Raw genomic sequence first — 16,613 nt, forward strand, 5'->3', positions numbered from 1 at the left:
GATGGCTATAGTGCCCGTATCACTTGGCGACCGCAGCTACGATATATTGATCGCAGAGGGTGCAATCGACCAAGCGGCCGACCATCTTGCCCGGTTCGCGCGCAACGGACGGCTCGTGACCGTGACTGACGAGAATGTCGCGGCGACCCAGTTGGACAGGCTGGAGGCCGCCCTTTCCCAAGCCGGAATTGTGATCGAGCCGGTCGTGCTTCCCGCAGGCGAAGGCACAAAAAGCTGGCGGTTCCTCGAAACATTGCTGGATGGGCTGCTGGCGCTGGAAGTGGAGCGCGGCGACCACATCGTGGCGCTCGGCGGCGGCGTGATCGGCGATCTTGTCGGTTTCGCCGCGTCAATCCTGAAACGCGGCTGCGGCTTCGTCCAGGTGCCCACCACCTTGCTCGCTCAGGTCGACAGTTCGGTCGGTGGCAAGACCGCGATCAATACGACCGCGGGGAAAAATCTGGTCGGGGCCTTCTATCAGCCCTCCTTTGTCCTGATCGATCCTTCGACCCTCGACACATTGCCCCAACGGGAAGTGCGCGCGGGCTATGCCGAAGTCGTGAAATATGGACTGATCGACGACCCCGGCTTTTTCACCTGGTGCGAAATGCACGGCAATGCGCTGATCGCGGGCGAATCGGATGCGCGGCTTTACGCCATCGAAAAGAGCGTACGCGCCAAGGCCATGATCGTCGGCGATGATGAGCGCGAAACCAGCGGCCGCCGCGCATTACTGAACCTTGGCCATACCTTCGGCCATGCGCTTGAGGCGGAAACGGGCTTTTCCGACCTGCTGCTACATGGCGAGGGCGTGGCGGCGGGCATGGCGCTCGCCTTCCGTTTCTCCGCGCGTCAGGGGCTGTGCGACGAGGCGGAAGCGGCTCGGGTTACCGCCCATCTGCGCGACGCGGGATTGCCTAATGACCTACCCAGCGCCCATGTCGCGGCAAGCGGCGCCACACTTGTTGGCCATATGCTTCATGACAAGAAAATGGCGGGTGGAAATCTGCCGTTCCTGCTTGCCAGGGGGATCGGCCAGACCTTTCTGGACAAGAATGTCAGCCTGAAGGATGTCGAGACATTTCTGGACGAAGAAATGCGCGCCTAATTCCGCCAGTATATCCACGCCGCCCAAAGCCATCCAACGATCAGCAACGTCCCGCCAATCGGCGTTACAGCGCCGAGCCAGCGCGGTCCTCCAATCGCCATTACATAAAGTGTTACGGCGAAAATCGCGCCGCCCGCCAGGAAAAGCGCTGCAGGTCCGCGCGCGGTTCCCATCACCGCCAGCGCTGCAACGGCGTGTATGAGCTGATACATGCCACCGGTCTTCAGCCATTCCGCCGCCTGCGGACTGGACGCGCCATGCGCTCCGAATGCCCCGGCCATGACCGCGATCGCGGCCGAAAGCGCCGCCAAAAGTCCCAGCATCAGCCGCCCTCCTCCAACGGATTGGCATTGAACAAATTCATCGATCGTCCTGGACGGTACATCAGATCTTTGGCGGCGAGCAGCGTGCCCTGTTCGATCTGAACCGCCAGCCGCTGCCCGTCATTCGCGCGATACTGTCGCTCCACTTCAGCGATCTCGCGGTCAGGAACGCCCAGCGCCTGCATCGCCTGAATGCCCATGCAAATGGCCGATTCATACACCTCCCGCACCACGCCAGCGACGTCCAAGTCCTTCAGGCGCAGCAATTGACGCCGGTCATAGGCCCGCACGACGATGGCCGCATGAGGGAATGCCTCCATGATCGGCTCCAGCAATTTTCCATCGAAATCGGCGTCATCCATGCAGAAAGCGATCAGCCGCGCTTCCTCGGCTCCTGCCCGCCTCAAAAGATCGATGCGCGTGCCGTCACCATAATAGACCTTGATATCAAAACGCCCGCTCGCCTCGATCTGGGCGGGCTTCTTGTCCACCATGGTCACGGCGAAGCCATGCCCCATCAACATCTGGGCTACGGTTTGTCCGAACCGGCCATAACCAATGATAATCGCGCTGCCTTGCGGAGCGTTATCCAGGCTTTCCTGTTCCTTGTGCTTCGGCTGTGAGAATTCCAGCCGTCGCGCAAACAGCATCAGGAAAGGCGTCGTCGCCATCGAGAAGGTGACAATGGCCGAAAACAGGCTGGCGGCCTCCGGCCTGATCAGCATGGCGCTTTGCGCCTGCGCAAACAGCACAAAGCCAAATTCGCCGCCCTGGCTGAGCAGCAGGCCAAGACCGAACGCCTGCTTGCCGTCCATGCCGAACAACCGCGCCAGTCCCATGATCAGTGCCGCCTTGGTGATCACCAGCGCCGCCGCCATGCTGAGCACGAACAGCGGATTTGCAATCACGGCATGCACATCCAGCACCATGCCGACCGCCAGAAAGAACAAGCCGAGCAGGATCGACCTGAATGGCTCCACATCCGCTTCTATTTCATGCCTGTAGGGCGAATCCGCCAGCATGACGCCCGCGATGAAGGCCCCAAGCGCCGTTGAAAGATGCAGGCTGTGCATCAACGCCGCGCTCGCCAGCACCGTGAACAAGCCCACGGCGACGAACAGTTCCCGCTCACCCAGTCTTCCCACCAGCCCCAGCAAGGGGCGCAGAATGAAACGTCCGGCAAGAACCAGGCCAGCGATGGCGGCCACGGTCTCCGCCGCCAGCAACCATCCGGGGGGACCGCTTGCATCCGCGGGATTGCGAGACAGCGCCGCTATGATCGTGATCATGGGCACGATCGACAGGTCCTGGAACAGCAGGATCGAAAAAGCCTTTTCGCCAAAGGGAGAGTTGATCCGACCACTGCTTTTCAGACCGGGAAGCACCTGAGCCGTCGAGGAAAGACCCAGCGGAAGGCCGAGCGCAATGGCTGCGCCCCAAGTGAACCCGGTGAAAAAGAAGATGATGACCGACAAGGCCACACCGCACAAAACCACTTGCGCAAGGCCCAATCCGAATATGTCGCGCTTCAGTCGCCAAAGCCGGGCCGGATTCAGTTCCAGGCCGACTAGGAAAAGCAGCAGGACAATACCAATCTCTGCGATCTGCAGTTTCGACTGCGCACCGCCGACAAGGCCGAAGCCCTGCGGCCCAACCAGCGCCCCTGCGACCAGATATCCCAATACCGCGCCCAGGCCGAACCGGCGGAACAGCATCACGAACGCTACCGCCGCCCCCAGAAGGATGACGCCTTCGGACAGCAGAATTTCTGTCGCATTGATCGGAGAGGCGTGCTGTTCCATCAGCCTGCCGCCTTCTGAACAGCTTCCGCCAGAGCTTCAAAGGACAAGGCGATGGACGCATGTCTTGCGGGATAGGCCTTTGCCGGGGCAAGCACATTCAACCCCGGCCAAAACTCCAGGTCGCGCTCTCCCTTGTTAAGATAGGCCAGCAGCCGATCGCGCGCATCGACAAGCTCCCCGGCCGTCATTCCCATGGCGTGCGCCGCCATCAGCGATGCGGATGCCTGGCCCAGCGCGCACGCTCTCACCTCCAGACCCAGTTCCACCAGATGGCCGTCGTCATCCATTCTTACGTCCACGGTGACGCGGCTGCCGCATACCGGAGAGCGTTTTTCCACGCTTGCCTGCGGGTTTGCCAGCCGCGGATGATGCGGAATGCTGGCCGCAAGGCGGAGGATATCGGTGTTATAGAGGGACGCGCTCATGGCTTAGCCATGTAGGGCATGGAATGCCGAAAAACCAACCTTCTAAAGGTCAATCTCCGTAAACATTCTCACTCGGCATGTTCATCGACGCGCCCCGCATCGCGCCGCTCATCGACAAAAGCGCTGATCGCCGACCCGCTGGCGCTGAGCAATGGATAGCTCCGGGAATCCGCCAGCCAGTCGGGCCGCCGCGCTTCGCCACCATAGATAGCGTCATAGCCCAGGCTGAATGCGAGAAAGACGAGCGTCGCGCCGATCAATCCCTTGACCGCGCCGAAACCTCCACCCAGCACTCGATCTATCGGTCCCAGAATGGATGTGCGCGTCCGCGCTCCCAGTGAGCGGGCCAGAAATTTACCGGCGAAAAATGTCACGCCGAAAACCAGAATGAATGCGAGCAATGACGCTCCGCTTTCCGTGCCGAGAAATGGCGTCAACAATCCGGCCACAGGCTCCTGGAAAAGACGCACGGCAAAAATGCCCAGCACCCAGGCGATCATGGAAAGCGCCTCGCATACGAAGCCGCGCAACAGGCCGAACAATGCGCCGCCGCCAATGGCGAGAAGAACGAGAATATCGAGTGCAGTCATGCTGGCTGAAACCGCTATCCGCGCCCCAGCATATGGTCAACAAAATGCGCAAGCGTGCGGTAGCCGCTGACCGAAATCCCTTTCACCCCGTCCGCCACGGCAGCAGGAAGCAGCGCCCGGTTGAAGCCGAGCTTGGCCGCCTCCCGCAAGCGCAGCGGCGTATGCGATACCGGCCTGATCTCGCCGGACAGCGCGATTTCTCCGAACAATACCGCATCGGTCGCCACCGGCCTCTCTGCCAAGGCGGAAATCAGCGCGCCCGCCACAGCGAGATCGGCGGCAGGATCGGAGATACGATACCCGCCCGCAATGTTCAGATAGACTTCGCAGGTCGAGAAACTCAGGCCGCATCGCGCCTCCAGCACCGCCAAAATCATCGCCAGCCGCCCGGAATCCCATCCCACGACCGCCCTTCGCGGCGTCGCGCCGCTGGCCAGCCGCACAGTCAGCGCCTGAATCTCGACCAACACGGGCCGCGTTCCCTCCAGCGCCGGGAATACCGTCGCCCCCGTCACCGTCTCGTCGCGGTTTGTCAGGAATAGCGCGGAAGGATTGGCGACTTCTTCCAACCCCTCCTCCGCCATCGAGAATACGCCGATCTCGTCCGTCCCGCCGAACCGGTTCTTGATCGCGCGCAGGATGCGATATTGATGGCTTCGCTCCCCTTCAAAGCTCAGCACCGTGTCCACCATATGCTCCAGCACGCGTGGCCCGGCTATGCTGCCATCCTTTGTCACATGCCCGACCAGCACCACGGCCGTCCCCCGCTCCTTGGCGAAGCGGATCAACTCCTGCGCCGACGCGCGCACCTGACTGACTGTTCCCGGCGCGCCCTCGATCAGGTCGCTGTGCATCGTCTGGATGGAATCGATCACCACAAGCGCGGGTGGTGGCCCGTTCGCCAGCGTAGTCAATATATCGCGCACCGACGTAGCGCTTGCCAACTGCACCGGCGCATTGCCCAACCCCAGCCGCCGGGCGCGCAATCGCACCTGATCTGCGGCTTCCTCGCCGCTGATATAAGCGACCGAAAGGCCACGCATCGCCATACGCGCCGAAGCTTGCAACAAAAGTGTCGACTTACCGATGCCTGGATCGCCCCCGATCAGCGTCGCCGATCCAGACACCAGACCACCGCCCAACGCCCGGTCAAATTCGGCGATTCCGGTCATTTCGCGCGGCGGCAACGCGACGTCGCTATCAAGGCCGATCAGGGAGATCGCCCGCCCGCCCCCATGAAGGTCATGCTTCGCGGAAAAGACCGTCTCCGCCGCCTCCTCAACCAGACTGTTCCATTCGCCACATTCGTCGCACTGCCCCTGCCAGCGGTGCGCCACCGAACCGCATTGCTGACAGACAAATTTCCGCTTCGCTTTAGCCATGGACTTCTACATATCAGAACAAATGTGGAACACCAGCCCACTCCGCTCTATTGATTGGAAACAAGCGCCACTCTCAGGCATTGCATGGTGATGAGCCGTCAGACAATCCGCGTCGCCAGCTACAATATTAGGAAGGCCATAGGCACCGACCGCCGGCGTAACCCGGAACGCATTATAGAAGTGCTCAACGAAATTGACGCCGACATCATCGCTCTGCAGGAGGCCGACCGGCGCTATGGGCGGCGCGTGCCCGCCATCCCGCACTTGTTGCTCGAACAGCACAGCGCCTATTGCGCTGTCCCGCTAAACGTGAATGCCGACAGCATGGGGTGGCATGGCAACGCCATCCTGGTGCGGTTGGATGCTCAGATCCATGCGCATGATGCGCTCCACCTTCCATGCCTGGAACCACGCGGGGCAATCATGGCGGAAGTGGAGACCAACGACCATCATTTGCGTCTGTTCGGGATGCATCTGGATTTGTCAGGTCTATGGCGGCGCAAGCAAGCGGCTGCAGTGATCCACGCCGCTGCTCTGGGGCGGGAGATGCCCACAATACTTATGGGCGACCTTAACGAATGGAGCGCAAATCGCGGCTGCCTGGCAGACTTCGCGCACCATTACCGTTTCGCGCCATGCGGCCGAAGCTTCCACGCGAACCGCCCCGTCGCTCGCCTAGACCGGATCATGTATTGCGGCCGTCTTGAGTTGGTTGACTGCGGCGTGCATGAAAGCAGCGCCGCGCGCCGGGCATCGGACCATCTTCCGATCTGGGCCGAATTCAAACTCGCCAGCGCATAGCCCATCCCGCCTATGGGTAATGGCAGATCGAAAGTCATATTGCCGTTGGCTCATAGCATGGCTACATCCCCCTAAATGCCGGAAAAAGAAGACGTCTCAGCCATCGACCGCCCCCTATGGCCAGCGGTTCGACAAGGGTTATTGAATCAGTGCCCGGCATGCGGCGCTGCGCCCCTATTTCAACGCTTTCTGCGAACTGGCAGCCGTTGCGCGGGATGTGGACAATCCTGGGAGCATCACCAGGCCGACGATTTCCCCGCCTATATCGTCATCCTGCTCCTTGGCCATATTTTGGTGCCGCTGATGATAGAGGTGAATTTCGCCTTCGCCATACCTATGCCGGTGCAGGCCGTCCTATGGCCGGGGATCGCATTGGTGTTGGCCATTGCGATGATACAACCAGTAAAAGGCGCCGTTATCGCATTTCAGTGGAGCCGACGCATGAATGGCTTTGCCATTCCGAAGGACTGACTGCCGGCTCATGCCGCCAATATGCAAAACTGTCGCCACAGAGCCGTGGCCAGTCGGGGCAGCGTAGTGCTTGGCGGATCATCCTTGGACCTGTAAGGCCCTGGGATCGCTTTCCTCGAAGACTGGACTTCGATCGGCAATGCCTGCGCGTAACACCCTTACGTTTCTATTCTCTCTCGCAGTGGTGGCAATGCTGGGGAGCTGCTCGCGGGATGAACAGGTCGGCCCAGTCATTGTCAGCGTCATTGGAACGGACAAGCAACTTGCCGAACCGCTGAAATCGGTCATGTCGCCCGCATCCAAGCTGATCCTTGAAGCAACTGCGCAAGGCATTGTCGCGTTCGATGAGTCGGGCCAAATCGTACCGGCTCTCGCGCAGCGATGGATCGTGGAGGATGAAGGGCGAAGCTATATCTTCCGCCTGCGCCGCGCCCGCTGGCCGGACGGTAGTCATATAACCGCCCCAGAAGTCGCCCGGTTGCTGGAGGCGCGGATCAAATCCAATCTTGCCCTTGATCCACTTGGCGATCTGGAAGTCGTGCGGGAAGTGGTGCCCATGACAGGCGAAGTCATCGAAATCCGCTTGTCGGCAGCGCGGCCTTATTTTCTTCAAATGCTGGCGCAACCGCAGATGGCTATCACCGGCCCGGACGGCGGAACCGGTCCCTATCGCAAGCAGAAAAGAGCCAATACCTATTTCCTGCGCCCGGTTGACGATCCGATGGCGCACGCCGGGGAGGATATGCCCGAAATTCCTGCCTGGCATAACCGGGTCGTCAGGGCCGAGCGGGCCGCAAAGGCGATCAGCCGCTTCAAACTAGGGCTATCGCAATTGGTGCTCGGCGGCCGCCTTGCCGACCTCCCGCTGCTTTCCAAATCCGGCGTGGACAATTCATCGGTTCATATCGATCCCGTGCAGGGTCTACTGGGCCTAGCGGTGACGGGCCGAAGCGCGTTTCTGGATGATGATCCGATCCGTGAAGCCTTATCCGCCGCCATCGAACGAGAAAGGCTTCTGGCCAATTTCGCGATCGGCGGTTGGGGCATCACTGATATGCTCATGCCCCAGCAACTGGATCTGCCTCGCCCTCCCTCTGCACCGCGCTGGCACGGCCTGTCCATCAGTGAACGCAGGAACTTCGCGGCCAACGCCGTCAACCAGTGGCGCTCCGCAAATGGAGCGGTGCCAGTCCTGCGCATCGCACTGCCGGAGGGCGCGGGCGCGCGCATATTGTTCCAGCTCATATCGTCTGACCTCCGCCGAATTGGCGTCCCGTCGCGCCAGGTCCCAATCGATGATGATGAAGCGGACCTGCGCCTGATTGACGAAGTCGCCGCCTATGACAGCGCAGCATGGTATCTGGGCCGATTGAGTTGCGCCCGAAAGGTTCATTGCAGCGAGGCAGCCGACGTCAAGCTGAGCGAAGCGGCGATCGCGCCCACCGAAGACGCCCGCTTTGCGTTGCTGGCGGATGCAGAAGCGCTGGTAGTCGCGCATGCGGGATATATTCCCTTGGCTGCACCGGTCCGATGGTCCCTCGCCACTCGCCTGTTGAATGGCTTCACATCATCTCCCCGTGCGCGCCACCCATTGAATCACCTGTTTCGGGCCACCAATTAAAGGCAAAGGAGACATTCCGATGCCGGTCGCCCAGGATCAGTTCGAGCGTATAGCGAGGGATTTGCCTGGCTTCGGCAACGACCCGCATGCAATTCGTCAAAGGGTTGAGGCGATGGAAGCCCTTTTGGAGGGGCTTTTCGTTATTCCCGGCACCAATCGGCGCGTGGGGCTGGACAGCCTTGTCGGCCTAATCCCTGTCATTGGCGATTTCGTCACTGCGGCAATGGGCGCATGGATTGTGTGGGAAGCGAAAAACCTGGGCATGCCCAAGTGGCAGCTAGTTCGCATGTCCGCCAATGTCGGCGTCGATACGGTGCTGGGCGCCATTCCATTTGTTGGCGACGCCTTCGACTTCTTCTTCAAGTCCAATACGAAGAATTTGCGGATTATCCGCAAGCATCTGGATAGGCATCATCCCGAAACGATCATTATCGAGGGATAATGATTCATGCCTGAGGCAATTGAATCTTGATCGGGAGCGCTGGACGCGCGCCACTGGACCCGGCTTTGCAGGCAACAGCCCTGAAGCGCTTGTCCAGGCATAGCCAGATTTCGTCCAGCCATCCGCCGCGAGCGACCGTGATCCGCATCATGTTTGCCCGCATCCCGGGATTTGCCGCGGCAACCGCGTTGGCGACATCTCTCACTAGCAAATTCCGTCTACGCGACAGAATCGCCATATCCGGGAAATTCAGCTTCTCATAAAGCTTGCGGGACTGATCGAAGTAGGCGGACGGGCGCGTGGTCATGCAGGTTCCATGCTTCGCCCACTCATGCTGGATCAACTGCGCCGAAGGGGTGGAACATATGTTCGCGCGAATTACCGGAGGTGGCAGCGATGCCGCTGGCCGGCAATATTGCGGCCAAGTCTTTCCGGCTCCGTCCGGCCAAAGCCCATGCAGCGTAAAACCGAATCGCTTTCCCCCGCCGCCACAACGAAAGGCATCTCCGGCGCGGCTGGCATGTGCACAGATATGGGGGGACCAGGTCAAAGCAAGCGTGTAGCCAGCGATCGGGATATCCCGCTTCGGCTCCCTCGCCGTCGCACCTTCCACACGCACATGTGGAATGGTGCTGGGCGGCCTGCATTGCCAAGCCTGCGCTCGCGCCGTGGGCGCGAAAGTCATGGCGATCAGGACAAAGGCCAACGGCCTATGCATTGGTAAAATCCAATCCGACATCCGCCGCAGGAGCGGACTGGGTCAGACGTCCGACACTGATATAGGTCACTCCGGTCTCCGCAATCGCCCGGATGGTATCGAGACGCACGCCCCCTGAGGCTTCCGTGGGCACGCGCCCGCCAATCAGCGTCACTGCGCCGCGGAGGGTTGGCGGGTCCATATTATCCAGTAGGAGATGAGTCGCTCCGGCATGCAGCGCCGGTTCAATCTGGTCAATTTTGTCGACTTCAACGATTATGCTGGCGATGCCGGCCTCCGCCGCTCGTCTCACCGCTTCCTCCACCGACCCGGCAACCGCAACATGATTGTCCTTGATCATGGCTGCGTCCCATAAACCCATCCGGTGGTTTGTGGCGCCCCCCGTGCGCGTCGCGTATTTTTCCAGCACGCGAAGGCCTGGAATGGTTTTACGCGTATCCAGCAATATAGCGCCTGTTCCGGCGATCTTGTCGACATATTGCCGGGTCATGGTCGCGATGCCGGTCAGATGCTGCACGGTATTGAGTGCGGACCGTTCCGCAGTCAGCATCGCACGCGCCTTGCCCTTCAAGCGCATGATGTCCGTTCCGGCCGCCACTTGCTGCCCCTCGTCGACCAGGATTTCCACCGTCACCTGCGGATCGAGGTGCCGGAAGAACGCCTCCGCGATCGGCAGGCCGGCCACAGTCACCGCGTCCCGGCTATCCATCACGCCGGCAAATACCGCTTCTGCGGGGATTACTGCGTCAGAGGTAATATCTCCGCCTTCCCCCAGGTCTTCCGCCAGAGTGGACCGGATGAAGGCGTCAAGATCGAAACCGGGGAGCGTAAATGTCATGTGTGCGCCATAAACGAGGAAATGGCGCTGGAACAGCCGGATGCTCACTTCATTTCGGAGGTTGAACAGAAATTTCTTAACCGCCATCAACTATGTAGCGGTCATGACCCGACGCGCCGCACATTCATCCGCCTGCCCGCTCGACACGCATGACGAAGCCAGCCGATTGGCCGTACTTCAAAGCCTTGAGCTGCTCGATACGCCTCCCGAGCGGGAATTCGACGCCATCGTGCAATGCGCAAAGAGCGCGTTGGATTGTCAGATAGCGCTGGTATCCATCGTCGACGACCACCGGCAATGGTTCAAAGCCAAATGTGGTCTGGACGCCGCCCAAACACCGCGCGAGCAGGCATTTTGCGCCCATGTCGTAGCCGCAGAAGCTCTGCTCGTCGTGCCCGACGCCACGGCTGACCCACGATTTGCCGCCAATCCACTCGTGACTGGCGCTCCCCATATCCGATTCTATGCAGGCGTGCCGATCTATGCGGACGGCGGCGAGATGCATCCCGGCGCCCATCCTCTGGGCACGCTCTGCGTTATCGATGATAAACCGCGGAACCTCTCAGCAGTCGACGAGAAAATATTGCGGGATTTGGCCAGCCTAGTGGAATCGCTCATAGTCGCGAGGAATACGGCGGCCAACGCAATCCGCTTGTCGGAAGAACGGCGCGCTATGCTGCAGCAACTGGATCTCAATCACCGCCAGTTCAAGCAGGCGGAACGCATGGCCAATATCGGATCATGGCGGCTCGATCTGCTGGAGGAGAATCTGGAATGGTCTGATCAGGTCTACGCCATTCATGAGCTGGCGCGCAGCGCGATTCCCCCTTTGGTGAAAGCGCTGGAATATTATCCGCCCCAAGCGCGTGCGGCTGTCTCCGCCGCACTGACCCGGACGATCCAGACCGGCGAGTCGATGGATGAGGAGTCGGATTTCATCACGGCGCGTGGCGCCCTGCGCCGCGTTCGCACTATGGGAGAGCTTGAGATGCGCGATGGCCAGGCCGTCGCCGTCATCGGCGTGTTTCAGGACATTACGAGCCGCCATGCGCTGGAGCAGGCTTTGCGCGAAACGGCGCATGTCGATGACCTGACCAAAATCGCCAATCGCGCGCATTTCAATCAAGTCGCGGATCAGGAAATTTCAGCGGCCAGGCAGCGTGACGAGAGTCTGGCCCTGATCCTGATAGATCTCGACCATTTCAAGACTGTCAACGATCGCTGTGGCCACATGGCGGGGGATGATCTTCTGCGGTTGATGGCGGCCAAGCTGCGCGCGCCCTATCTGGCCGAATGCTTCGCTGCGCGGCTCGGTGGCGACGAATTTGTCTTGCTCGTCCCTGCGCGAAAGGCGGGAGGCAATCTCACACGCCTTATCGGCAGACTTCTGGGAGATTTGCGCCACCCCGTCAGACATGATGATGGCATAATTCCCGTTTCCGGGACCATAGGCGCAAGTTGGCTGGACGACACGGTCCGGGACCGTAGCGAATTGCTCCATAGGGCGGATGTGGCGCTTTATGAGGCGAAACGGATCAGTCGTGGGACGGCAACCATTTTCGGACAGGCGGGGCTGATCACGCCCGACGACGGCAAGTCGACGCCAGCCTTGAGAGCCGTTTACTAGCCGCCGGAATTATCGCCCAATCAGGTTGGGTATCCCAACGCCCCTACAGGGAAAACATGCCCTCGATCACCGTGCGGCATTGACCGGTCAGGACGACCCGGTCATCTGTAAGAAGGCAATCGATATACCCCCCGCGACGCGAAGCCTGAAAAGCCGTGATGCCAGGCTTGCCAAGGCGCTGCGCCCAATAAGGCACGATGATCGAATGGGCCGATCCCGTCACGGGGTCCTCGTCAATGCCAGCGCCCGGAGCGAATACGCGGCTTACAATATCAGTCCCTTTTCCGGGAGCTGTGGCGATAAGCAAAATGTCGCCATGCTCTTTCAGGGAGGAGAAATCAGGCGTCAGCGCCTCAATCGCATCCTGATCCCGATAGAGGAAAACGGCATAGCCGCCGTCGCGCCAGAGCGTTTCGACAACATCTCCTCCCATGGCTTGGGCCAGTTCAGGCAATGCTTTATGCACCGGCGCCCAGGCGGGGAGAGACAGGGCATATCCGTCCTCCCGTCGGCTGACATCCAATACCCCGGCATGGCGGGTACGGAACCTGACCGAGTCCCCAGCCATCAGAACATGCGCGCTCGCCAGCGTTGCATGGCCGCAAAGCTTTACCTCCACCGCCGGCGTAAACCAGCGCAGTTCGTAATCCGCATCAGCATCGCCCACTGCGGGAATGGTGAAGGCGGTTTCCGCAAGGTTATTTTCCGCGGCGATCGCTTGCATCACATCATCGGGTAGCCACTGCTCGAGCGGCATTACGGCAGCCGGATTGCCGGTAAATGGGTCAGAGGCGAAGGCGTCGACCTGGACGAATGGCAATTGCGGCATGATGAAGCTCCTGATCAGGCTTCCCTTTTCCATCGATGCTCACCGGCGCCAAGGGCCATCATCTTCGGATTGGACCGGTCAGGGATAAAGCAACCCTTCGTCCCAGCCTTGCCCCGCACGTTTGAATAGACGTCGTTCGTGAAGCCGGTATTCGCGGTCCTGCCAGAACTCGATATGGTCAGGCACAACGCGAAATCCCGACCAATGCGGCGGGCGGGTAACCTCCCTGCCTTCAAACCGGGACTTCTGCTCATCAAAACGATGGATGAAGGTCTCGCGCGATTCCAACGGCCGGGACTGATCCGAAGCCCATGCGCCAAGCTGTGAATCCCTGCTGCGCGTCGCAAAATAGGCGTCGGCTATCATGGGATCCACCGGCTCAACCCTGCCCTCAATCCGGATTTGCCTTCGGAGCGACTTCCAGTGAAACAACAATGCAGCGTTGGGATTGGCGAGAAGTTGCTCCGCCTTGCGTCCTTCAAAATTCGTGTAGAACACAAACCCTTCGGGGCCATGCCCTTTTAGCAGCACCATACGGACCGATGGCCTGCCCTGCTCATCTGCGGTCGCCAGAGCCATGGCATTGCTATCATTGATTTCGCTATCTCGCGCTTCGGCATACCAATCATCGAACAGGGAGAATGGGTCTGTTGGCATCCAGCTTGTCTAGAAAGGCTATGCAGGACTGTCGAGCGAAACGGCGAGATAGGCGCTCTCAAACGGGCAAAAGAAAAGCCCCTCAAAAGGGGCTTTTCCAAGAGTTGAGCTTGGCTCAGCTAGTGGCTTAAACGTAGCCGCCGCCGAAGAGCCAGCCCCAGAAACCTTTGTGACCGGTTGTCTGGGGAGTTTTCTTCTTCTGCATAAAAACCCCGAATCATAAACCGCAGCTTCCCTAGCTGCAGAATTGGGGTTAATCTAAACAGGGGTGGTTTACAAGATTTTAACCATCCATTTTAACCAGTAAATGCCCAGTGTTTCTGCGGTTCCAGAAGTTCGAGCAGCGATGTGCCGTCCGCAGGCCTGCCGATATGGTAACCTTGTCCGATGTCGCATCCCATGCCGGCGAGCATGTAAAGCGTCTCCGCCTGCTCGATTCCCTCGACCACAACCTTCATGCCCAGCGCATGCGCCAACTCAATGGTTGACCGCATAACCGCCTGATCCTGAGCATTGGTGGCAAGCGCCGAAGCGAAGCGCCTGTCCACCTTCAATTCGCTTGCCGGAATGCGGCGCAGATATTCGAGCGTCGACATGCCGGTGCCATAATCATCGATCGACAGACCGACGCCCTTTTCGCGCAATTCCTCTAGCAAAGCCTGCGCCGTGCCCTCTTCGGCCATGGCCGCAGACTCGGTGACTTCCAGAATCAGGCTCTCTGCCGGGATGTCGTGCCGCAGGAGCACGGCATCGACCATATCGATGACTTCGCGATTGGTAAGCTGGCTCGGAGATATATTGACGGACACCGTAAAGTTCGGAACCCATTGGCGCGCGTCTTTCACCAGTTGAGCGGCATCCTCCAGCACGAAGGATGTGATCTTTCCAATCCGGCCATGGCGATCGGCCACCTCAACAAACTCGGCAGGGTTGATCGGCCCGCGAGTGGCGTGGGTCCAGCGGACGAGCGCCTCCGCTCCTACGAATGTGCGCGTGGCAAGATCCAGCTTGGGCTGATAGGCTACCCATATCTGACCGCTCTGAATGGCTTGATCCAGTTCGCCCAGCAGCGATAGCGTCCATTCCTTTGCGCCAGATGTCGCCGGATCATGAACCTTCCAGCCGACGCCTTGCTGGCTCGCGGCATGCGCGGCCGCAAGCGCGCTTGCCAGACGATGCGACAGCGGCATATGCGTTTCCTGATCCAGCCCGAACGCCACATCCACGTCAAAGCTGCGATCGAAAACCTGGATCGGCGTACGGAAAATAAGCTGAAGCGCCTTGAACTGATCGATCACCGTCGCCTGTTCAGGGGAAGGCGCCAGCCAGAAGAAATTGCCATCATCGCCATGGAGCAATTGCGCCCCACCGGTCCCAAGCGTCATCCGCGTGACGATCTGTTTCAGCAGTTCCCTTTCCCGATCGGGCGGCAAGGCGCTGATGATGTCGATAAAATGCCGCACGCGCACGGCAACAAGGAAACCGGAATCCAGTTGGTCTCCATGCAGGATGGCCGTGGCCGTGGGCAGGCCCGACACGGGATTGGTCGCGCCCTGGCTGCGCTTGCGCGCGCCAAAGCGGAGCCAGGCAGCAGCAACCATCGCGGAAAGGATGAGCACGATCGCAGGCGCCACGTCGATGAAGATATTATTGGCCTCCAACAAAAGAGGCCCCACCAATACCGCAGTCAAAGTCACGAAGGCAGCCGCGCTGCCCCATATCCGGCGCTTGGCATAAAGCAGGCAAGCCGCACCGCCCACGGCCAAGAGCCAGCCAGGCCACCAGCCCAGCACCAGCGGGCGTCCGCGAAGCAAAGTTTCGGCGCCAGCCACCACAATGAACGGCCGCGCCGAGCGCGTCTGCCCCGGCACGAAGAACATGTCCCCCGTCGTGGGAGAGTTGATCCCGATCAGGACATCGCGCCCCTTCACCGAAACTGCAGCGTTCGTATCAGACAGGACGTGCGCAGCGCTCAGATAAGGGATGGACGCCACCCGGAACGAGTAATCGATGGGATATTTTTCGTCGACGCCACCGCTGACGTTCGCAATCGCCGATTCCATGGAGCGATGCGGTTTGCCGTCAATGCTGCTGGCATAAGTCAGTGTCGCCACGCCATTCCAGAACTCAAGCCATTTGAGTTCGCTGACGGTTTCGGACACCTTGGCAATCTCTGGCATAGGCAAAACGAACTTGCCGGCCTGCGCGGTGCCGGGATTACCCAACCCGCTGGTCACCAGAACGCGGCCGGGATAGCGCGCGACCACCTGCGCCAAGCGGCGATCGCCCTGCGGTTCACCGGAACGCAGAAAAATATCGATGAACACGCGGTTCGCGCCATTGTCGAACAGCCGCTGGGTCAGGGTCGCCAGCTTTTCCCGGTTCCACGGCCATGGGCCAACCTTCATCAGGGAATCGTCATCAATGCCGACGACCACCACTTTGCCGCTGACCGGCTGGGAGCGGATTTTATTTCTCAGGGTGTGAAGGGAAAGATCGAGAGGTTCACCAAAAGCCGTGACGCCAACGAGCAAAGACGCCAGCGCCAACCATATGAGAAGTTGGCGCTTCTTGAACAACGCTTTAGCGCGTGCGCGGAACGGTGCAGGCGGCATTGGTTAAATCCTTCCGCACCACAGTAGTCGGCAATCATTATCAAAGTGCAAACGCGCCTATGGGCTTCGCATGGCAACGATCTGAAAATTCAGCCTATAGTTGGGTGGCGGACACTGATTGTCTCCGAAACGGTCAGACTAGCGACACCCGGTTCAAAGCGCTCGGCCTAAAGCGCGCCACCCCCTTGACGCGCCGGACGCTCAACCGTAAACGCCGCCTCCTGCAAATGCCGGAAATTCGGCATAAGGCCCCTTCGTCTAGCGGTCAGGACGCGGCCCTCTCACGGCTGAAACACGGGTTCGATTCCCGTAGGGGTCACCAGAACAACGCTTACCGCCTCAATTCCACGCAATAGCCCGATCT

General features: G+C 60.0%; 16 protein-coding genes and 1 tRNA gene. 7 read left to right on the forward strand and 10 right to left on the reverse strand.

The genetic code is table 11. From position 1 onward, the window contains the following. The first annotated feature begins 1 nt into the window (after position 1). Complete coding sequence (gene aroB, locus KFK14_RS16250) at positions 2 to 1,108, forward strand: 3-dehydroquinate synthase (RefSeq protein WP_070156178.1); 1,107 nt, start codon at positions 2 to 4, stop codon at positions 1,106 to 1,108. Here the strand turns inward: aroB and KFK14_RS16255 are convergent. The 5 genes from KFK14_RS16255 to radA form a co-directional block, all read right to left on the reverse strand. Further along, positions 1,105 to 1,431 carry a DUF423 domain-containing protein gene (locus KFK14_RS16255; protein WP_212608376.1) on the reverse strand — a complete coding sequence of 109 codons (327 nt, stop codon included), beginning with the start codon at positions 1,429 to 1,431 and terminating at the stop codon, positions 1,105 to 1,107. The two genes, aroB and KFK14_RS16255, sit on opposite strands and share 4 nt — an antisense overlap. Next, positions 1,431 to 3,233: a cation:proton antiporter domain-containing protein gene (locus tag KFK14_RS16260; RefSeq protein ID WP_212608377.1), complete on the reverse strand. Its 1,803-nt coding sequence runs from the start codon at positions 3,231 to 3,233 to the stop codon at positions 1,431 to 1,433. The genes KFK14_RS16255 and KFK14_RS16260 overlap by 1 nt, the downstream gene beginning before the upstream one ends. Beyond that, on the reverse strand, positions 3,233 to 3,658 hold the full coding sequence (locus tag KFK14_RS16265; RefSeq protein WP_212608378.1) for an iron-sulfur cluster assembly scaffold protein: 426 nt from the start codon (positions 3,656 to 3,658) through the stop codon (positions 3,233 to 3,235). The genes KFK14_RS16260 and KFK14_RS16265 overlap by 1 nt, the downstream gene beginning before the upstream one ends. 68 nt (positions 3,659 to 3,726) lie before the next feature. Continuing rightward, complete coding sequence (locus tag KFK14_RS16270) at positions 3,727 to 4,248, reverse strand: CvpA family protein (protein WP_212608379.1); 522 nt, start codon at positions 4,246 to 4,248, stop codon at positions 3,727 to 3,729. 14 nt (positions 4,249 to 4,262) lie between these two features. Beyond that, positions 4,263 to 5,630 carry a DNA repair protein RadA gene (gene radA / locus KFK14_RS16275; RefSeq protein WP_212608380.1) on the reverse strand — a complete coding sequence of 456 codons (1,368 nt, stop codon included), beginning with the start codon at positions 5,628 to 5,630 and terminating at the stop codon, positions 4,263 to 4,265. A gap of 90 nt (positions 5,631 to 5,720) precedes the next feature. Here radA and KFK14_RS16280 point away from each other — a divergent pair, with 90 nt between their 5' ends. The 4 genes from KFK14_RS16280 to KFK14_RS16295 all read left to right on the forward strand — a co-directional run bounded on the left by KFK14_RS16280 (position 5,721) and on the right by KFK14_RS16295 (position 8,965). Further along, positions 5,721 to 6,431: an endonuclease/exonuclease/phosphatase family protein gene (locus KFK14_RS16280; protein WP_212608381.1), complete on the forward strand. Its 711-nt coding sequence runs from the start codon at positions 5,721 to 5,723 to the stop codon at positions 6,429 to 6,431. A gap of 75 nt (positions 6,432 to 6,506) precedes the next feature. Further along, a complete protein-coding gene (locus KFK14_RS16285; RefSeq protein WP_212608382.1) occupies positions 6,507 to 6,902 on the forward strand; it encodes a DUF983 domain-containing protein in 396 nt (131 codons plus the stop codon). A 190-nt stretch (positions 6,903 to 7,092) separates the two neighbouring features. Continuing rightward, positions 7,093 to 8,523 carry an ABC transporter substrate-binding protein gene (locus KFK14_RS16290; protein WP_246524673.1) on the forward strand — a complete coding sequence of 477 codons (1,431 nt, stop codon included), beginning with the start codon at positions 7,093 to 7,095 and terminating at the stop codon, positions 8,521 to 8,523. 19 nt (positions 8,524 to 8,542) lie between these two features. Further along, the gene (locus KFK14_RS16295) at positions 8,543 to 8,965 is read left to right on the forward strand and encodes a DUF4112 domain-containing protein (RefSeq protein WP_212608384.1); all 423 of its coding nucleotides are present in this window, start codon (positions 8,543 to 8,545) and stop codon (positions 8,963 to 8,965) included. A gap of 4 nt (positions 8,966 to 8,969) precedes the next feature. Here the strand turns inward: KFK14_RS16295 and KFK14_RS16300 are convergent, their stop codons facing one another. Together KFK14_RS16300 and nadC are read right to left on the reverse strand one after the other, a co-directional pair. Then, complete coding sequence (locus tag KFK14_RS16300; protein ID WP_343227761.1) at positions 8,970 to 9,704, reverse strand: ribonuclease T2 family protein; 735 nt, start codon at positions 9,702 to 9,704, stop codon at positions 8,970 to 8,972. Then, on the reverse strand, positions 9,676 to 10,521 hold the full coding sequence (gene nadC / locus KFK14_RS16305; RefSeq protein ID WP_070156196.1) for a carboxylating nicotinate-nucleotide diphosphorylase: 846 nt from the start codon (positions 10,519 to 10,521) through the stop codon (positions 9,676 to 9,678). Before nadC ends, KFK14_RS16300 begins: the two co-directional genes overlap by 29 nt. Before the next feature lie 103 nt (positions 10,522 to 10,624). Between nadC and KFK14_RS16310 the strand changes: the two genes are divergently transcribed. Continuing rightward, positions 10,625 to 12,148 carry a sensor domain-containing diguanylate cyclase gene (locus KFK14_RS16310; protein ID WP_212608385.1) on the forward strand — a complete coding sequence of 508 codons (1,524 nt, stop codon included), beginning with the start codon at positions 10,625 to 10,627 and terminating at the stop codon, positions 12,146 to 12,148. A 43-nt stretch (positions 12,149 to 12,191) separates the two neighbouring features. On the opposite strand, the gene KFK14_RS16315 is transcribed toward KFK14_RS16310, so the two are convergent. The 3 genes from KFK14_RS16315 to KFK14_RS16325 all read right to left on the reverse strand — a co-directional run bounded on the left by KFK14_RS16315 (position 12,192) and on the right by KFK14_RS16325 (position 16,249). Further along, positions 12,192 to 12,977, reverse strand: a complete 786-nt coding sequence (locus tag KFK14_RS16315) for a PhzF family phenazine biosynthesis protein (RefSeq protein ID WP_212611198.1) — start codon at positions 12,975 to 12,977, stop codon at positions 12,192 to 12,194. 78 nt (positions 12,978 to 13,055) lie between these two features. Then, positions 13,056 to 13,634: a pyridoxamine 5'-phosphate oxidase gene (gene pdxH, locus KFK14_RS16320; RefSeq protein ID WP_212608386.1), complete on the reverse strand. Its 579-nt coding sequence runs from the start codon at positions 13,632 to 13,634 to the stop codon at positions 13,056 to 13,058. A 296-nt stretch (positions 13,635 to 13,930) separates the two neighbouring features. Beyond that, the gene (locus KFK14_RS16325; RefSeq protein ID WP_212608387.1) at positions 13,931 to 16,249 is read right to left on the reverse strand and encodes an EAL domain-containing protein; all 2,319 of its coding nucleotides are present in this window, start codon (positions 16,247 to 16,249) and stop codon (positions 13,931 to 13,933) included. Positions 16,250 to 16,496: 247 nt separating this feature from the next. Between KFK14_RS16325 and KFK14_RS16330 the strand changes: the two genes are divergently transcribed. Beyond that, a tRNA-Glu gene (locus KFK14_RS16330) sits at positions 16,497 to 16,571 on the forward strand. The last annotated feature ends 42 nt before the right edge of the window (positions 16,572 to 16,613 follow it).

This window comes from Sphingobium phenoxybenzoativorans (genome assembly GCF_018286635.1).
Classification (GTDB): Bacteria; Pseudomonadota; Alphaproteobacteria; order Sphingomonadales; family Sphingomonadaceae; genus Sphingobium; species Sphingobium phenoxybenzoativorans.

What these genes read in the sequence shown, in the direction of transcription:
- aroB (WP_070156178.1), top strand. Translation starts at nt 2, where the DNA reads ATGGCTATAGTGCCCGTATCACTTGGCGACCGCAGCTACGATATATTG.
- KFK14_RS16255 (WP_212608376.1), bottom strand. Translation starts at nt 1,431, where the DNA reads ATGCTGGGACTTTTGGCGGCGCTTTCGGCCGCGATCGCGGTCATGGCC.
- KFK14_RS16260 (WP_212608377.1), bottom strand. Translation starts at nt 3,233, where the DNA reads ATGGAACAGCACGCCTCTCCGATCAATGCGACAGAAATTCTGCTGTCC.
- KFK14_RS16265 (WP_212608378.1), bottom strand. Translation starts at nt 3,658, where the DNA reads ATGAGCGCGTCCCTCTATAACACCGATATCCTCCGCCTTGCGGCCAGC.
- KFK14_RS16270 (WP_212608379.1), bottom strand. Translation starts at nt 4,248, where the DNA reads ATGACTGCACTCGATATTCTCGTTCTTCTCGCCATTGGCGGCGGCGCA.
- radA (WP_212608380.1), bottom strand. Translation starts at nt 5,630, where the DNA reads ATGGCTAAAGCGAAGCGGAAATTTGTCTGTCAGCAATGCGGTTCGGTG.
- KFK14_RS16280 (WP_212608381.1), top strand. Translation starts at nt 5,721, where the DNA reads ATGAGCCGTCAGACAATCCGCGTCGCCAGCTACAATATTAGGAAGGCC.
- KFK14_RS16285 (WP_212608382.1), top strand. Translation starts at nt 6,507, where the DNA reads ATGCCGGAAAAAGAAGACGTCTCAGCCATCGACCGCCCCCTATGGCCA.
- KFK14_RS16290 (WP_246524673.1), top strand. Translation starts at nt 7,093, where the DNA reads ATGCTGGGGAGCTGCTCGCGGGATGAACAGGTCGGCCCAGTCATTGTC.
- KFK14_RS16295 (WP_212608384.1), top strand. Translation starts at nt 8,543, where the DNA reads ATGCCGGTCGCCCAGGATCAGTTCGAGCGTATAGCGAGGGATTTGCCT.
- KFK14_RS16300 (WP_343227761.1), bottom strand. Translation starts at nt 9,704, where the DNA reads ATGTCGGATTGGATTTTACCAATGCATAGGCCGTTGGCCTTTGTCCTG.
- nadC (WP_070156196.1), bottom strand. Translation starts at nt 10,521, where the DNA reads ATGACATTTACGCTCCCCGGTTTCGATCTTGACGCCTTCATCCGGTCC.
- KFK14_RS16310 (WP_212608385.1), top strand. Translation starts at nt 10,625, where the DNA reads ATGACCCGACGCGCCGCACATTCATCCGCCTGCCCGCTCGACACGCAT.
- KFK14_RS16315 (WP_212611198.1), bottom strand. Translation starts at nt 12,977, where the DNA reads ATGCCGCAATTGCCATTCGTCCAGGTCGACGCCTTCGCCTCTGACCCA.
- pdxH (WP_212608386.1), bottom strand. Translation starts at nt 13,634, where the DNA reads ATGCCAACAGACCCATTCTCCCTGTTCGATGATTGGTATGCCGAAGCG.
- KFK14_RS16325 (WP_212608387.1), bottom strand. Translation starts at nt 16,249, where the DNA reads ATGCCGCCTGCACCGTTCCGCGCACGCGCTAAAGCGTTGTTCAAGAAG.